At 73.0% G+C, this 16338-nt stretch carries 14 protein-coding genes; 3 read left to right on the top strand and 11 right to left on the bottom strand.

Annotated features, from left to right (window positions below):
• Positions 1–38 precede the first annotated feature (38 nt).
• A complete protein-coding gene (locus OG206_RS29825) occupies positions 39–1469 on the top strand; it encodes a hypothetical protein (protein ID WP_442805915.1) in 1431 nt (476 codons plus the stop codon).
• 406 nt (positions 1470–1875) lie between these two features.
• Here the strand turns inward: OG206_RS29825 and OG206_RS29830 are convergent, their stop codons facing one another.
• Together OG206_RS29830 and OG206_RS29835 are read right to left on the bottom strand one after the other, a co-directional pair.
• On the bottom strand, positions 1876–3069 hold the full coding sequence (locus OG206_RS29830; protein ID WP_327121559.1) for a glycoside hydrolase family 26 protein: 1194 nt from the start codon (positions 3067–3069) through the stop codon (positions 1876–1878).
• Between the two features lie 136 nt (positions 3070–3205).
• Positions 3206–4468: a cytochrome P450 gene (locus tag OG206_RS29835; RefSeq protein ID WP_327121561.1), complete on the bottom strand. Its 1263-nt coding sequence runs from the start codon at positions 4466–4468 to the stop codon at positions 3206–3208.
• A gap of 335 nt (positions 4469–4803) precedes the next feature.
• Here OG206_RS29835 and OG206_RS29840 point away from each other — a divergent pair, with 335 nt between their 5' ends.
• Entirely contained in the window at positions 4804–5265 is a 462-nt protein-coding gene (locus OG206_RS29840; RefSeq protein WP_327121563.1) for a tyrosinase family oxidase copper chaperone, read from the top strand.
• A gap of 17 nt (positions 5266–5282) precedes the next feature.
• A complete protein-coding gene (locus OG206_RS29845) occupies positions 5283–6143 on the top strand; it encodes a tyrosinase family protein (RefSeq protein WP_327121565.1) in 861 nt (286 codons plus the stop codon).
• Between the two features lie 90 nt (positions 6144–6233).
• Here OG206_RS29845 and OG206_RS29850 read toward each other — a convergent pair whose 3' ends face one another.
• The 9 genes from OG206_RS29850 to OG206_RS29890 form a co-directional block, all read right to left on the bottom strand.
• Positions 6234–6545 (bottom strand): chaplin, encoded by a 312-nt coding sequence (locus OG206_RS29850; protein WP_327121566.1) that lies wholly within the window; start codon positions 6543–6545, stop codon positions 6234–6236.
• Between the two features lie 110 nt (positions 6546–6655).
• Complete coding sequence (locus OG206_RS29855) at positions 6656–7819, bottom strand: GNAT family N-acetyltransferase (RefSeq protein WP_327121568.1); 1164 nt, start codon at positions 7817–7819, stop codon at positions 6656–6658.
• Entirely contained in the window at positions 7816–8490 is a 675-nt protein-coding gene (locus tag OG206_RS29860) for a YveK family protein (RefSeq protein ID WP_327121570.1), read from the bottom strand. The genes OG206_RS29855 and OG206_RS29860 overlap by 4 nt, the downstream gene beginning before the upstream one ends.
• Positions 8490–9632, bottom strand: coding sequence for a glycosyltransferase (locus OG206_RS29865; RefSeq protein WP_327121572.1), 1143 nt, complete (start codon positions 9630–9632; stop codon positions 8490–8492). Before OG206_RS29865 ends, OG206_RS29860 begins: the two co-directional genes overlap by 1 nt.
• A complete protein-coding gene (locus OG206_RS29870; protein WP_327121574.1) occupies positions 9629–10399 on the bottom strand; it encodes a polysaccharide deacetylase family protein in 771 nt (256 codons plus the stop codon). The genes OG206_RS29865 and OG206_RS29870 overlap by 4 nt, the downstream gene beginning before the upstream one ends.
• A complete protein-coding gene (locus OG206_RS29875) occupies positions 10389–12011 on the bottom strand; it encodes a lipid II flippase MurJ (RefSeq protein ID WP_442805916.1) in 1623 nt (540 codons plus the stop codon). Before OG206_RS29875 ends, OG206_RS29870 begins: the two co-directional genes overlap by 11 nt.
• Positions 12008–13369 carry an O-antigen ligase family protein gene (locus OG206_RS29880; protein ID WP_442805917.1) on the bottom strand — a complete coding sequence of 454 codons (1362 nt, stop codon included), beginning with the start codon at positions 13367–13369 and terminating at the stop codon, positions 12008–12010. The genes OG206_RS29875 and OG206_RS29880 overlap by 4 nt, the downstream gene beginning before the upstream one ends.
• Before the next feature lie 3 nt (positions 13370–13372).
• Positions 13373–14857, bottom strand: a complete 1485-nt coding sequence (locus tag OG206_RS29885) for a sugar transferase (protein ID WP_327121576.1) — start codon at positions 14855–14857, stop codon at positions 13373–13375.
• Complete coding sequence (locus OG206_RS29890) at positions 14854–16029, bottom strand: glycosyltransferase family 4 protein (RefSeq protein ID WP_327121578.1); 1176 nt, start codon at positions 16027–16029, stop codon at positions 14854–14856. Before OG206_RS29890 ends, OG206_RS29885 begins: the two co-directional genes overlap by 4 nt.
• Positions 16030–16338 lie beyond the last annotated feature (309 nt).

Consider the following 16338-nt stretch of genomic DNA (forward strand, 5'->3'; position numbering starts at 1 on the left):
ACCCCCCGGCGAGGCCCGTCGGTGCGTAGCGTGCGTGCGTGACGACCGAGGAACGCAGTGACCTGATCCGTACCCCCGACCCCGCCGTGCCCACCGACCCCGCGGTGTCCGCCGTCCCGACCGCTCCCGCCGGGCGTCGTCGGGATCTGACGGCCGCCGCGGCGGGAGCGCTGCTCGTGGCGGTTGCCATAGGGGTCGGGTGGGTGATCCAGGAGGGGGACGGCAGCCTGCAGGTCCACTGGCCGCCCCTCCTGGCCTCCTGGGACCCGCACATCGGCCCCGGCACCCTCGCCGCGCCGGCCGTGGCCGCCGCGGTCATCGCCGGCGGACCCCGGCTCGCGGCCCGCATGCCCTGGCGGGGCCTGCTCCTCACCTGCTGGGCCGGCTCGGTGGCCTGGATCCTCTCGCTCGCCCTCATCGAGGGCTGGTACCGCGGGATCGAGCGCCGGCTGACCACCAAGCACGAATACCTGCGCGTGATCGACCGGTTCGACGACATCGGTGCCGCGCTGCGCGGATTCACCGACCACATCGTGATCGGGCCGCCCGGCAACTGGCCCGCGCACGTCGCCGGACACCCTCCGGGTGCCACACTCACCTTCGTCGGCCTGGACCGGGCAGGACTCGGGGGCGGTGCCTGGGCGGGCATGTGGTGCATCGTGCTCGGGGGCTCCGCCGCGGTGGCCGTGATGGTCGCGCTGCGGGCACTGACGGGCGAAGACCTCGCACGGCGTGCCGCCCCGTTCCTCGTCCTGGCCCCGTTCGCCGTCTGGACGGGAACCTCGGCCGACGGGTACTTCGCCGCCGTCGCGGCCTGGTCCGTGGCCCTGCTGGCCGTCGCCGCGACCCGCACGGCCGGGCACCCGGCAGCCGCGGCGCTGGGCTCAGGACTGCTGTTCGGGCTGACCTGCTACCTCAGTTACGGTCTGACACTCGTCGCGGCACTCCTGGCGGCGGTCCTCCTGCTCGCGCGTACGGCACGGCCGCTCGGTCCCCTGGTGCTCGGCGCACTGGTCGCTCCCGTGGCCTTCACCCTGGCGGGCTTCAACTGGTGGGAGGCCTATCACCTGCTGGTCGAGCGCTACTACCAGGGTGCCGGCGGGACCCGCCCCTACAGCTACTGGGTCTGGGCGAACCTCGCCTGCGCCACGCTCGCGGCGGGCCTCGCCACCGTCGCCGGCCTGCGCCGGGCGGTGGCGTCGGCCCCCGCCGCCGTACGCGGTCTGCGACCCGGCACGGTGACGCCCGCTCAGCGCCTGGCGTGCGTGGCCCTCGCCGCGCTCCTGGCAATCGCCGTCGCCGACCTCTCGGGAATGAGCAAGGCGGAGACGGAACGCATCTGGCAGCCCTTCGTGGTCTGGCTGATTCCCGCCGCCGCGCTGCTCCCGGCCGCCGACCGGCGGGGCTGGCTGGCAGCCCAGGCCGCCGTCGCCCTGCTGATCAACCATCTGCTGTGGACCGGGTGGTGAGAGGCGGGAAGGGCCGTTCCGTGAGGGGCACCGCCGGCGTGGGAGAGCCACGCGTCGAACGTCTCCGATCCCCTCGGCCCCTTGCCCAGAGGCAACTGGCCCTCCCCCGCATCGCCGCGCCCGCCGCATCCGGTAGCCGCAGAGGCACCACAAGGCGGCGCTCCTGACGGGCGGTGAGCAGCCTGCGTACCAGGTCCACACCGGACAGGGCCGCGTCGAGTCCGGTGCCCCGGACGAGGTCCACGCCCCGTGCACGTGACAGCACGACCGGCTCGTGCCCCGCCGCCGTCAGTTCCCGACGACCGGACGCCCCACCGGGCCGGTTCCGCCCGCCACAGCCACCCGCATGTCGTGCTCCCTCGATCCGCCGGTCCCGGCAGGCCGCTCCCACCGCCGGGGGCGGACCTCAGCGGCGTACGCAGAACTTGCGGTCCGTCAGCCACTGGCCGAACCAGTCGCTCAGCGGGATGCTGACGCACCACTCGTCGGCGTTGGTGTCCGGGACGGGAACCGTCGGCGTGGGCTTGTCCGGCTTCGGCACGGCCGGGGTCCCGCTCGGGTCGGGTGCGGGCGTGGACGGCTCGGCGTTCGGGAGCCCGCTCAGCTTCTCCCGGAAGACCGCCGAGGACAGGGGGTTCTCGGAGCACTGCCACACCCCGTGCGGGCAGTAGTCGGTGATCGTCTGGTAGAGCGGCTTGTGGAGATCGATCCACTCCAGCATGCGGCGCATGTACTCGGGGCTGTCGCCGTTTCGGAACAGCCCCCACTCCGGGAAGGAGATCGGCTTGCCGTGCTCGGCCGCGAAGTCGACCTGCTTCTGGAGCCCGTAGGGTTCGCTGACCTGTTCGTCGAAGGTGCGGGCGGGCGGCTGGTCGTAGGAGTCCATGCCGATGATGTCCACGACGTCGTCACCCGGATAGCACTCGGTCCAGGGCACGGCGTCCCGCCCCCTGCTCGGCGCGAAGTCGAAACGGAACTTCTGGCCGGGCACGGAGCGCATCGTGGTGACGATGCGTTTCCAGTACGCCTTCCAGGCCACGGGGTCCGGGCCGCAGCGGTGCGTGTACGTGGTCCCGTTCATCTCCCAGCCCAGGACGAGCACGGTGTCGGGGATGCCCAGCAGGACCAGGCGCTCGGCCAGCTTGCGGAAGTGCTCGTCGTACGACCCGTTCACCCCGGCCCGCAGCAGGCGCCGCACCTCGCTGTCGGAGACGCGGGCCTCGTTGCGCTCCATCATGGGCGTGTTGAGGACGAACATCCTGTTCGCGTCCGCGCGACGCCACGCGGCCCAGTAGGCGAGGAAGCCGGGCCGCCCCTCGATGTTCTGCCACACGTCGCCGGGCAGATAGCTGTGCCCGACCCGTAGTTCCGTGCCGCCGAGCCATCGCGACAGCTCCGCCATCCGCTGCACACCCCGGGGCCCGTAATGCAGGTAGGCCCCGATGGCGGTCGTTCCGGCCGGTTCCGGTGCGCTGCGCGCGGAGCCCTTTCCGGCCTCCGTGTCCGCGCCGTCGTGGTCGACGAGGACCGCGCCGCTCACGAGGAGGCCGAACGCGGTCGCCCCGATGCCGAAATTGATGAGCCGGCGCTGTGCGGGCACGGTTCCTCCTTGGATTACGGCCTGTATCCGCCATGACGACATTAAGGAGAAAGATTCAACAAGGGCCTGCGGGACCACCCGGGAATAGACCATTCGCTACGCGCGCCCGCTTCGATCGGGCCGTTCGGGTGACGCGTCAGAAAGTGAAGGGGAGAGTGCCGACACGATTGTCGAAATTCGAGTCGATCAGCCCCGGCTCTCCCACGGACCGCACGTCTCCCAGTCGTTCGAGCATTTCGCGGAACAGGGCCTTCATCTCCAGTTTCGCGAGATGCGCGCCCAGGCAGTGGTGGGGCCCGCCGCCGCCGTATCCCAGGTGGGGATTCGGCGACCGGGTGATGTCGAAGGCGTCGGGATCCCCGAAGACCGACGCGTCCCGGTTCGCCGACGCGTACAGGAGCATGGTCTTGTCCCCGGGCAGAAAGGTGCGCCCTCCCAGCTCGTACTCGGAGGCGACCGTGCGGCGGAACTGGATGATGGGCGTCGAGTGGCGGACGATCTCGTCGACGGCACCGTCGGCGTACCGCTCGAAGTCGGACCGCAGGAGCGCCCGCTGCTCCGGATGCGCGGTCAGCAGGACCAGCCCGTGGGCAATCGCGTTCCGGGTGGTCTCCACACCGGCCACGAGAAGCAGCGAGAAGAACGCGCCGAGCTCGCGGGAGGACAGTGCCTGCCCGTCGATGTCGGCGCGCACGAGCGCCGAGATCACGTCGTCCGCGGGGGCCCGGCGCCGCTCCCGGGCGATGCCCGCCATCTCGAACTGCATACGGGCCAGGGAGCGCAGACCGCGCCCGGGCACGCGCAGCCGCGCCCGGCCGCGGCGCTGCACCCCGACGTATTCCGACGCGTGGTCGATCCGGGCGAGGATCGCGGCGCGGTTGCGGGCGGGGATGCCCATCAGGTCGCAGATGATCTCGAACGGCATGCGTGAGGCCGCCGACCGCATGAAGTCGCCGGGGCCCTCGGCGGCCATCTCGTCCACCAGGCGCCCGGCGACGGCGGAGATGTTCTCCTCGGCCGCGGCGAGCAGCCTCGGCGTGAAGGCGCGCGAGATGGTCCTGCGCAGACCCGCGTGCCCGGCGCCGTCCATGTTCACCATGGAGTTGCCGAAGAGGGCCTTGGCCCAGGGCGCCGGTTCCGGGGTGGTGGCCCCGGGCGCGCTCGCGAAGACCAGCGGCTGCCGGCTGGCAGCCCGTACGTCGGCGTGCCTCACGAGGGCGTAGAACGGTGTGCGCGGACCCGTGCCGGGCGTGAAGCGGACCGGGGCGTCGAGTTCCCGGAGCCGGGCGAATTCCGCCAGTCGCCGGGACCGCGGCAGCCTCCAGAACGCCGGGTCGGCCAGGTCCGCACCCGCCGTCCCTCGCATGCGGTCCGTGGGTGCCTGCGTCGGCGCGTTCATGCACAACCTCCGGGAGTTCGGACGGCCATGCTGGCCCGGCGGGCTCCGCCGCGAGGCCGACACGGCCGGAGCAGCCGGACAATTCCCACGGTCGCGGTACGCGCGGGGGCCGTCCGGCCCGGCACGCGCCCGAGGCGAGTCGTGGGGTGGAGGCCCGCCCCGCTCGGGGTGTAATGGGACGTATCCGACAGCCCGCCGGACCTCGCGCGGGGCGCCGTGGGCCCGCGGGGGCCGGCCGTGCGCGTTCCGATCCATGAGAACCGTTCGCCCCGTGTCTCGTTGCCCTCGTGTGCGAGACACCTCGCGGAAGCGGACGAGAGGCAGGTACACCCAGCATGAACCCGAACACCCGCACGAGCGGGGAGCCGGCGGGGCCGGCCCGCCGCGCGGTCCTGCGGACAGCCTTCACCGTGGCCGTCGTCGCCGGCACCGGCGGCGTGCTCGCCCCGGTACTCCTGCGGGGGCAGGGAACCGGAGCGGGCAACCGGCGGGACGCCGTGGGGCCCGAGCGCTTCTCAGAGCTGTACAGGGGACGCGACATCCGCGGGGGGACCACCCCGGTGGTTCCCGCCGGGACGGTGCCGCAGGCCGCCGCGGCGGGCGACGTGACCACGGCATCCGAAGCCGATGTCCGCATCGACGGCCGTCCCCTGCACGTGATGCGGCGCGCTGACGGGAGCTACCTCAGCGCCGTCAACCACTACGAGTCGTACCCCACGCTGCTCGAGACGGCTCGCGCGGCGGTCGACGAGATCGGCGCCGCCCAGCTGTCCGCGGCGCCCCCGCACGCCATCTGACCCCGGAGGACGAGCTGGTGTACACCCGCAAGAATCAGCGCCACCTCACACGTACGGAGAAGAAGCGCCTCGTGGACGCCATCCTGGAGCTCAAACGCTCCGGGCATTACGACGAGTTCGTCCGGACGCACCGCGAGTTCTACGTGTCCGACGCCGACAGCAGGCCGCGTCCCGCCCACATGACCCCGTCCTTCTTCCCCTGGCACCGCAGGTACCTGCTGGAGTTCGAGAAGGCGCTGCGGGGTGTGGACCCGCGCGTCTCGATCCCGTACTGGGACTGGACCCGGGACAACACGCCGGAGGCGTCCCTGTGGGGGGACGACCTCCTCGGAGGCAACGGCAGGCCGGGGGACCGCCAGGTCATGACGGGGCCCTTCGCCTACCGGCGGGGGAACTGGCGGATCAGCGCCGGAGCCACCGACGAACCCTTTCTGCGCCGGAACTTCGGCCGTCCGTCGTCTCCGGTCACCCTGCCCGGCGCGGCGGAGGTGGACAGGGCGCTGAAGGACCCCCTCTACGACGCCGAACCCTGGAACAGCGTCAGCACCCGCGGCTTCCGGAACAGGATCGAGGGCTGGGGCATCAGGGGCTCACGCGACATCGCCAACCACAACCGGGTCCACCGCTGGATCGGCGGGTCCATGGCAGGTGCGGCGTCGCCCGACGACCCGGTCTTCTGGCTGCACCACGCCTTCATCGACCTGCTCTGGACGCGCTGGCAGAAGGCGCACCCGCGCTCGCGCTACCTGCCGGCCGGCGCGCCGGCGGCCGGCGATCCGGAACAGGACTGGATCTTCCCGTACGACCGCCCGATGCCGCCGTGGGACGTACCGCCCTCCCAGCTCATGGACCACTCGCGCCTCTACCGTTACGCATGAGCGGTCGTCGGACCCCTCCGTGACGCGGCCGGGCCCCCTCCCCCCGCACCGACGCGGAGGGAGGGGGCCCGGCAGGTCCCGTCAGGGAAATCAGTGGCCGTAGCCGTAGTCACCCTCGGCCTTGGCGTCGTCGTGGTGCTCGGCCTCGACCTCCTGGTGGTCCGACACGTTGGCGCAGGTGTTGCCGAACGCCGGGTTCAGCAGGGCGATCACGTTGACCGTGTTGCCGCAGACGTTGACCGGGACGTGAACGGGCACCTGGATGACGTTGCCCGAAAGCACGCCGGGGGAGCCGGCGGCCAGGGCGCCCGCGCCGGCGTCGGCGACGGCCATGCCGGCACCGCCGGCGACCAGGGCACCGGTACCTGCCACGACAGCGGCCACCTTCGAGATACGCGACATCAGTTCTCCTTGAGGATTCGAGACCGGCTGCGGGGGGTGCGGCCGGTATGCACTGACAACGCGGGAGTCGACGGACGGTAACGGATCACCGCAAAAGTAATCATCCAGGATCAACCCCGGCTGAAGAGGGCGAGGCCGGTCACCGGGAGCTCGCTCAGCCGGGCGCGCCAGTCCCGCGCGGCCGGGAAGCGGGCTTTCACCGTCTCCGCGGCCAGGTCGCGCACGGCCAGCTGCCCCTCGCGCAGACGGAGCATCGGCTCCAGGGCGGAACGGGCGAGCAGCAGACGCTGGTTGACGACCGCCGCGGGACCCCAGTTGTTCTTGTACTGCTCTGCGCCCCGCAGAAGACTCAGCACGCCGCGGCCGGAACCCGATGCCTCCCGCGCGATCTCCCGCAGCAGCATCGACGAGACGTCCACCTTCCGCTCCCTGAGGCGGGGATCGACACCGTACAGATAGGCGCCGGTGAGCTGTGCCGACCCGAGGGACAGGTCCGCCGCCACCACCTCCCCGTCGAGCACGAACTCCCTGACCGTGGCCTCCCCGTCACGCACCATCCGGCGTGCGGAGCGCACCAGGTGCGCGCAGAACCGGGGACGCAGGTGCTCCGGGTTGACCCCCCTGCCGAGCCACTGCAGCTCGTGCAGGTGCAGCAGGTTGCCGATCGCGCCCGCCACCCGGTGGACTGATGCCTCGCGGCACTCGATACCCAGCGAGTCGATCTTGCGGAGCTTGGCCCGGGACCGCTGCGCCCGTGAACCGCCCATCCGCGCGATGAGGGCGTCGATCGGCTCGGCGGGCAGTTCCATGCAGGTCGAGTCGGTGAGCCTGCTCCGCGCGCCGGCCCAGCTGCCGAACAGCAGCTGGGCGGACGCGTCAGGTCGCACCTCCCGCAGATCGACGACCGTGTGGGAGGCGGCCCGGTGGAGCCCCCGCTCCAGAGCCGTCACCGCCGCGGGGGTGTCCTCGCCGTCCACCAGGATGTCGAAGAAGTCGGAGATCGCCCCGCCGATCGGCATGAGGAGGGGCATCGGACGGTGTACGAGCATCAGCGGTGCCGCCCCGATCAGACGCCCGTTCCGTCGCGCCAGCAGCACGCGGAGGCGGCCGGACACTCCGTAGGAGAGCCACCACGAGCGGAGCCACGCATGGCTCTGGAACGGTGTGGCGGTCGGACAGCGGCGGTGCAGGGCATCCCACTCCGCGGCGAGGTCCGTGAACTCCGCGAGGTCGCGGCAGAGCGTGACGGTGAGCCGCCGGCGGTCGGTGTTCATCCCACGAGCTCCTTCTCGTCGGCCGGTGCGGCGACCCCGCCCTGGGCGGGTGCGGGCACCGGTGCGGTGGTGTCCCTGCGCCCGGGGCGCGGGCGGACGAGCAGGATCAGTGCGCCGACCAGCCCGCCCCCACTCGCGCCCACGGCCGCGCCGAGGGGCACGGACGGGGACACGGGGTCGCCCGGTGGCACGGCGTGCGAGAACTTGATCAGCTTCACGCCGGTGTCCTTCGCCACGTGCCCGCTGCTGACGACCACGGCCTCGGTGACGGCGTTGGCGATGTCCGCGGCACGGTCCGGATCGTCCGACGTGCCGGAGACGGCGATCATCGGTGAGTCCGGAGACGTCTCGGACAGCACGTGCGTGCGCAGTTCACGCACCGGCTCGCCCGCGGCCCCCTTGGCGTACGAGAGGGTCGCGTCGCTGGTGGCCAGACGGCCGTACGACTGCGCGTACCCCAGGGCGGCGGCGGGGTCGACGGCCTTGCCCGCGGTGACCATCGCGTAACTGGTGGCCGTGTACTGGGGTGTGGCGAGCGTGCCGTACGAGAATCCGCAGGCCGCCCCGAGCAGGACGCAGGCGGGCAGGGGCCACCAGCTGGGGCGTACGGATGCGGGGCGGAGCCTGCGGAACCGTCCGGAGACGGACGGCTGCGCGGGGGACTCGGTCATCAGTGTGCTCTCCCGGTCGAGGGTTCTGTGTCGATGGCTTGTGCGTAGACGTCCATGAGCCGCCGGCTGCTGCGTCTGATGTCGTAGTGGTCCACGGCCGGCGGGGGCGGCAGCCGGCCGGTGCCACTCTCCATCCGGTGCCTCAGCGCCGCCGTCAGTCCGGCCGCGGGATCGGCTGTGTCCGAGGAATACCCGATGCGGCACGCGCCTGGCGCGAGGCCCGCCGGAAGGTCCTCGACGGCGGGGCAGACCGCGTACAGCACGGGCAGTCCCGCCGCGAGTGCCTCGACGGCCGCCAGGCCGAACGTCTCCTCGCGGGAGGCGGACACGAACACGTCGATACCGCTGAGGACAGCGGGGACTCCGGGAGCCGGGCCCGTGGAGCCGCACGCCCCGAGGAGGCGGACACGGCCCGCCACCCCGAGGCGCGCCGCCAGGTCACTCAGCGAGGTGGCTTCCGGACCGTCCCCGGCCAGGACGAGCCAGGCGTCCGGCAGCGCGGAGACCGCGCGGATCAGCAGGTCGAAGCGCTTCCCGGGGACGAGTCTGCCCACGCCGCCCACCACGAAGGCCCCGTCGGGAATCCCCAGCAGCGCCCGCGTGGCGCGCCGTTGTCCCTCGTCGTGGCGGAAGGCGGCCGCGTCGATGCCGTTCGGCACGGTGTGGATCCGGGCGGCGGGCACGCCCCAGTCACGCAGCCGGCCGGCGACCGTGTCGGAGACGGCGACCGTCGCCGCCCCGAGCCGCTCGGTGCGCAGGTAGAGCTCACGGGTGCCACGGGTGAGCGGACGTCCCTCGATCTCCGCGCGTCCCAGGGAGTGCTCCGTCGCGACCACGGGGGTCCCGGCCAGGCGTGCCGCGATCCGGCCGTAGACACAGGCCCGGTACAGGTGGGTGTGCACCAGGTCGTACGCTCCGCGGCGGATCAGCCGGGCCAGCCTGGGCACCGCCGCCAGATCACGGTTGCCGCGCATGCCCAGGTGGTGGACGCGGACGCCGTCCGCGCGCAGCCCCTCGGCGACCGCTCCCGGATTGGTGAGCGTCACCACGTCGCACCGCACCGGAAGGTGACGCAGCATCAGCCTCAGTTGCTGCTCCGCGCCGCCGACGCCGAGTCCGGTGATGACGTGCAGCGCCCTCACCCGGCGTCACCCCGACGCGACGCGACGGCGCGGCGCTCCCGGAGCCGGTGCCGTACCTCCTTGGCCCGCAGGCGGGTGCCCCGGTCGGCCTGGCTGACGTGCGTGCGGGGCAGCGCGTGCGGCCCCGACAGTGAGCCGGGGGCGAGGGCGCAGCCGTAGACGTAACCCGCGTCCCGCACGGACTCGACGACCCGCCGGTCGGCCGTGCCGTACGGATAGCAGAAGCCGGCCGGGGCGTGCCCGGTGATGCGGCGCAGCGCGTCCCGGCTGTCGTGTGTCTCCTGGCGCAGTTCGTCGTCGCAGAGCGTCGTCAGATCGCGGTGCAGCATGCCGTGCGAGCCGATCTCCATGCCCGCCGCGGCGGCGGTGCGGACGCCCTCCTCCGTCAGCAGCGGTCTGCGCGGACCGAGGGGGTCCCAGACGTTGGACCCGCCGGGCCGCCCGGGCAGGACGAACACCGTGGCAGTGCAGCCGTGAGCGAGGAGGACGGGAAGCGCCTCGTCGACGAAGTCGGCGTATCCGTCGTCGAACGTCAGGCCGACCAGCCCGCGCTCGCCGGCGCTCCGCGCGCGGAGCAGCGCGGTGATCCCCACTCCGGTCAGGCCCCGGCGCCGCAGCCAGGTCAGCTGCTCGTCCAGACGCCCGGCGGAGACGGTGATGCCGTACGGGTCGTCCGTGGGATCGCTCACGGAGTGGTACGTGAGGATCCACGGCCGGGTGCGCGCGGGCCATGCGGGGGCACGGGGTGCCGAGGTGTCAGCGGCCATGGGAAAACCTCCGTCGGACGAGTGCCAGCAGATGGACGGCTTCGGGAGCCCGGAGCGTGAGAGCGGTCAGAAGGAAGGCCGCGGGGACGGCGAGGCACCCCGCAGCCAGGCCGGCCAGGGGACCGGGCACCAGGTCGGTGGCGAGGCCGGCCGCGGCCGCGGCGACCGCCGCCGCCGCGGCCGGACGGGCGAGCGACAGGGCCACGGCCCTCGCCCGGACGGGCACCGCCCGCTCGTGCAGCCCCAGCAGCATCAGCAGCGCGGCGGTGCTGATCCCGATGGCGTTCGCCGCGGCGATGCCGTCGACACCGAACGGACCGGCCATGGCCAGCCCGGCCCCCGTGGTCACGAGCAGTCCCGCCGCCATCGCGGCCAGGGGGTACCAGGTGGGCCGGCCGGCGGAGAAGTAGGGCCTGCACAGGGCGCCGACCAGCGTGTGGCCCAGCAGCCCGAGCGCGTAGACCCGCATGACGCCGGCCGTGGCCGCGGTGTCGGTGGCGTCGAAGGCCCCGCGCTGGAAGAGGACCTCGATGATCTGCGGCGCGCAGCCGAGGACCATCGCGGTGCCCAGCAGCACCACGGTCCCGGCGAGCGCGAGGTCACGTTCGACCCGCCGCCGGGCGCCTTCACGGTCGCCGGACGCCATGGCCCTGGCCACCACCGGAAAGGTCACCGTGCAGATCATCATGGACAGCACCATCGGCAACTGGGCGACCTTCTGCGCGTAGTTGAGGTGCGAGATGGCGCCGTCAGGCAGGGACGAGGCGAGGAACCGCTCGACGAGGACCTGCGACTGGCGGCTCACCACGAACAGGACGACGGGCGCCAGAACCGTCGCGCCGAGCAGTGTGGACCGCTCCCGGCGCGCGGCGGCCGGCGGGGCCCCGCCCCGCCGTGGCATCAGCCGTACGAAGGTGGGCAGCAGGGTCAGGATCATCAGCAGACTGCCGAAGGCGACCCCGGCGGCGGCCGCGCGCACCCCCCAGACGGAGTGCAGTGCCAGCGTCACGGCGATGATGCCGATGTTGTACGCGATGTAGACCCCGGCCGGTGCGAGGAATCGCCCGTGCGCCCGCAGCGCCGCGCTGAAGTATCCGGTGACACCGAAGGTGAGCACCGTGACGGCCGTCAGACGGGTGCAGTCCACCGCGAGCCGTGGATCGTCGAGCCCGGGCGCCAGGACCGCGACGGCCCAGGGCGCCCCCAGGACGAGCAGCGCGCCCGCGCAGGCCAGGACGGCGAACAGCCGCGGCAGGGTGTCCGCCACCAGGGCGCGTACGGGGTCCGTCAGGTGCCCGCCCGCGGCGCGCCTGGTCAGGGACAGGCTGAACGCGGGCACGAGCAGGAGCGCCATGCCGTCCTCGATGAGCAGCGTGGCCGCCATCTCCGGAACCGTCCACGCGATCAGGAAGGCGTCGCTGTCATGACTGGCGCCGAAGAGCCGGGCGACCGCCTGGTCCCGTACGAGTCCCAGCAGGGCGGCGATCACGGTCAGTCCGGCGGCGCCCCCCGCCGCCCGGGCGAGGAACCGTCCCGGGCGGACCGGGTTCTCGTGGACGGCCGCCTTGGTGTCCGGCGCCTCCCCTGCCGTTCCGGTCGCGGTCGTGCTCACGCGGTGGTCGTCCTCTCCGGCTCGGCCAGCGCCCACCACGCGGCGAGGCCCAGCACGATCCCGGTGAGCACGGTGGACGGGCCCCCGATGTCCGCGTACAGGAAGTCGACGGTCTGCCAGGTCATCAGCCCGACGGCGGCGAGCCCGCAGTCGACGGCGGCGGAGCCCCGGGCGCGGGCGCGCACCAGCCTGCGTACCCCGCCGACGAGCAGTGCGGCCCAGGAGCCGACCAGCGCGGTGAAGCCGACGAGTCCCTGCTCGCTGAGGACCAGCAGGTACATGTTGTGGGGGGAGAGCAGCGGTTGCTTGCGGAACTCCTGCCCCGCCCCCGCGGTGTCGCTGCCCGCCGAGAGTCCGATGGAGGCGTGCGCGTCGCGGTGCGCCGGAAAGCCCTTGAGGCCGACACCGGTCGTGGGCCGCTCGCGCCACATGTCCGTAGCGGCGGCCCACATGGCGTAGCGGTCGTTGACCGACCGGTCCGGCGTGCTCGTCACCTGGGTGATGCTGGTGAGCCGCTGCGAGATCATCTCGGACCCGACGCCGAACCCGCCCACGAGTACGGTCCCCGCGGCCGCCAGGACCGCCAGTGCCCGGACGGCCTGCCGGGCGCCGGTCAGCGCGATCACGGTGAGCGCTCCCGCCGCGGTCGCGATCCAGGCGCCCCGGCTGAAGGACAGGGTGAGCGGGACGACCAGCAGCGCGGCGGTCACGGGGGCCCACGGCTTCAGCCAGGCCGGTGTACCCGCCGGGGTGCGCAGCGCGTAGGCGACGGCGGCGAGCAGCCCGTAGCCGACGACCGTGGCCATTCCCATCACATCGCTGGGGCCGAACGTGCCCACCGCACGGATGTCCTCACCCATGTACGAGGCGCCCGAGCCCGTGACGTACTGGTGCACGCCCGTGGCTCCCTGGACGGCTGCCAGCAGGACGAGCGAACCGGCGACGACTCTGAACCCCTGCGCGTCCCGGACCAGCAGCAGGACCGCCGCGGGCACGAGGACGAAGATCTGGAGGTACCGGGCGAGTCCGGGGAGCGCCGCCGCCGGGTCCGCGGCGGTCACGGTGGCCAGAGCGAGTCCCGCGGCCGGCAGACCGAGGACGAGGGCGGCCGCGACGGTCAGCGGACGCCGGCGCAGGAACAGCAGACGGCCCGCGCACACGAGGACGGCGACGCCGGAGAGGAGATCGGGGGCCGGTACTCCGAAGACGGCCCCGGCCCCCGCCCCGTCGTCCGGTACGGCCAGCAGCAGCACGGTCAAGACCAGGGGGAGCAGCGGCCAGCGGCCGGCCCAGCCGTGAAGGAGCGTGCTCCTGCCGGCGGGCCTTACCGCGGGCGCCGCGGTTGCGATGAGTGCCACGGTTCAGCTTCCTCCGAGCCGGAACACCGAGCCGGCCGTGCGCGCGAGCACGCACATGTCCTGCCACAGCGACCATGTCTCGATGTACCTGTTGTCGAAGCGGGCCCGGTCCTCGATCGAGGTGTCACCGCGCAGGCCGTTGACCTGTGCGAGTCCCGTGATGCCGACCGGCATCCGGTGGCGGGTCCGGTAGCCGGGGTGCATCCGGCTGAACTGCTGGACGAAATAGGGGCGTTCAGGCCTCGGGCCGACCAGGCTCATGTCACCGCGCACCACGTTCCACAGCTGGGGGAGCTCGTCGAGCGACGTCCTGCGCAAGGTCCGGCCGACCGCGCTCATGCGCCGGTCCTCCGACACGTTCCACCGGGTGGCCGACTCGTGCGCGTCGGCGCGCAGGGTGCGGAACTTCAGCAGGACGAACGGACGCCCGTTCCTGCCGATGCGCTCCTGGCGGAAGACGACGCCCGGACCGTCGCAGACGCGTACGGCGAGAGCGCAGGCGGCCATGACCGGCGACGCGGCGACCAGGGCGACTGCCGCCAGGACGGCGTCCATGGCCCGCTTCAGCCGGTGGGCCACGGGGCGGTGCGGGCCGGTGTGCAGCGCGTGGGCGGCGAAACCCCACACGTGGTCCGGCCGGGGCCCGGTCCGGCAGCGGGCGACCGCTCCCTGATCGGTGATCAGCCACACCCGGCAGCCGTGCTTGGTGAAGAGCGCGAAGAGCTCGGCGCCGTCGGACGCCGACTCGGGCGGAACCGTGAACACGGCGTGCCGGACGGAGTTCTGGATGACCGCCCGGCTCGCGTCCTGCACCGACGCGAGGACGGGCAGCGGGGCCTCACCCGCCTTCGCGTCCTTTGCCGCGTCCGCGGCGGCTGTGGCGCCCACCCGGCCCACCGGCCGCATGCCGTACCGCGTGTGCTCCTGGAGGACGGCGACGACCCGGTCGGCGAGCTGTCCGTCGCCGACCACCAGCGTGGACTGCGGATGGCGCGCCGCCGACCGCAGCAGGACCCGGTGGACGGCGGCGCGCGCGCAGCAGCTCAGCAGGAGCTGCACGCCGAAAGCGCAGGCCGGTGCCGTCCAGCCGGCGGAGTAGCGGGGATCGTAGGTGGTCAGGGCCTCGGCGGTGACGTACCACTGCACCAGGGCGAGGCCGGTCAGCGCGGGCAGCTCCGCCAGGACCGAGGGGGACAGTCCGGTCCGGTACAGCCCCCGGTAGCCGTTCAGCAGAAGTTGGAGGGTGACCTGCAGCAGGAGGACGACCGGTGGCCACGGGCCGGGGGCCACCAGCGCCACGGCCAGGCCGAGGGCGAGCCCGTCGGAGGCCATCAGCGCCGCGGGCGCCCTGCGGCGGCGGACACCGGCGGCGGCCTGCGCGGACGGTGCGTCGTCACCGCCGCTCCGTGGCGGTCGTACAGCGGAAGCCGCGCTCCGTACGGCAGTTGCCTGGGCGGCTCGGGGAACAGGGGCACTCTCCGTCGTCATCGCTCGGTGCGCTTCCTCGTCGTGGGGCGGGACTTGCCGACAAGTTCGTGGTAGAGGTGCAGGACCGCCCCGGCGGTCTTCGTCACGTCGAAGACCGACCGTGTGCGGCTCTGCGCCGTCCGGCCCAGCTCCGCCCGCAGCGCGGGGTCGGTCAGCAGGGCGGTCAGGGCCGCCGCGAGGGCCGCGGGGTCCTCCGGCGGTACGAGGCAGTGGGGCAGATGTTCCGTAGGCAGGCTCTCCCTGGCCCCGTTGACGTCGGACAACAGGACGGGCGTGCCGCAGGCCATGGCTTCGAGGGGAGCCAGGGCCATCCCCTCCCACCGCGAGGGGAGCACGAGCAGATCCGCGGCCCGGATCCACGGCCGCACGTCCGGGGTGGCCCCCGCGAACAGCACCCCGTCGGGTGCGGTGTGCCGCAGTTCCGGCGCGCAGGGTCCGTCGCCGACCAGGACGAGCCGCGCACCGGCCGTGCGCGCGATCCGCCAGGCCCGCAGCAGCACGTCCTGGCCCTTCTGCCGGCTCAGGCGCCCCACGCACACCACGAGCGGGGCGTCGGCCGGAACGCCGTCGAGGAGCGGGAGGGAGGCGCGGCCGGCTGACGCGTCATCCCGGCCCGCGGGCCGGAAGCGGCCCAGGTCGATGCCGTTGTGGATCACCGACCAGTGCGCCTCGATGCCCGCCCGTTCGCCGGCGTGGCGCTCGGACTCGCTGACGCAGAGGATGCGGTCGCTCCAGCGGGCCCCGAACCGCTCCCAGGACCTCGCGAGACCGGCGGCCCGGCCTTCGAGGGCCTCGAACGACCAGGCGTGCGGCTGGAACACGGTCGGCACCCGGCCCCGCACGGCGAGGCGGCCGGCGAGCCCGGCCTTCGCGCTGTGGGCGTGGATCACATCCGGACGGCACGAGCGGATCAGGCGGCTCGCCGCGGAGACCTCGCGGCTCAGCCGGGGCCCCGGAGCCCGCTCGGCGGGCCATTCGCACACGCGAGCACCCGCGGCGGCGGCTCCGGCCGCCAGTTCACCGTCCGGTGGGCAGGCCACCACGGGACGCAGCCCCGCACGGACCTGAGCCGCGACGAGGTCGGTCACGACCCTCGCGACTCCTCCCTCCACCGGCTGGACCAGGTGAAGGACCGTCAGTCGACTTTCCTCGGTGCAACTCTTCTGCAGCACGCACGGCTCTCTTTCACAAGCCCCCGAAGAGCCGGTTCGGGTAAACACCGGCGGCAAGGAATATGGCGGCGGAGATCAAGTGGGTAAAACCGAAACGCACTGTGACAGACGCCGAGTGGGAAAACGCGTACGACTCGCACTCGTCGCCCCGCCGTTAGCCCTGTCGGGTCGTCGGATAATTTACCCCCGAATGCTGCGGCGTGTCGGATGGGGCAATAGGATTTTCTGCCGATCGATGGCGCATGATTGCCGTGGCGCGTGCCTCTGTTCGCATACCCGCGCCGACCCGAATTCCCGACGGTAAGGGAG

This window comes from Streptomyces sp. NBC_01341, assembly GCF_035946055.1.
Classification (GTDB): domain Bacteria; phylum Actinomycetota; class Actinomycetes; order Streptomycetales; family Streptomycetaceae; genus Streptomyces.

Coding starts and splice junctions, on each gene's coding strand:
- OG206_RS29870 (WP_327121574.1), bottom strand. CDS start 10,399: ATGGCCGCTGACACCTCGGCACCCCGTGCCCCCGCATGGCCCGCGCGC.
- OG206_RS29860 (WP_327121570.1), bottom strand. CDS start 8,490: ATGACCGAGTCCCCCGCGCAGCCGTCCGTCTCCGGACGGTTCCGCAGG.
- OG206_RS29855 (WP_327121568.1), bottom strand. CDS start 7,819: ATGAACACCGACCGCCGGCGGCTCACCGTCACGCTCTGCCGCGACCTC.
- OG206_RS29850 (WP_327121566.1), bottom strand. CDS start 6,545: ATGTCGCGTATCTCGAAGGTGGCCGCTGTCGTGGCAGGTACCGGTGCC.
- OG206_RS29840 (WP_327121563.1), top strand. CDS start 4,804: ATGAACCCGAACACCCGCACGAGCGGGGAGCCGGCGGGGCCGGCCCGC.
- OG206_RS29835 (WP_327121561.1), bottom strand. CDS start 4,468: ATGAACGCGCCGACGCAGGCACCCACGGACCGCATGCGAGGGACGGCG.
- OG206_RS29885 (WP_327121576.1), bottom strand. CDS start 14,857: ATGACGACGGAGAGTGCCCCTGTTCCCCGAGCCGCCCAGGCAACTGCC.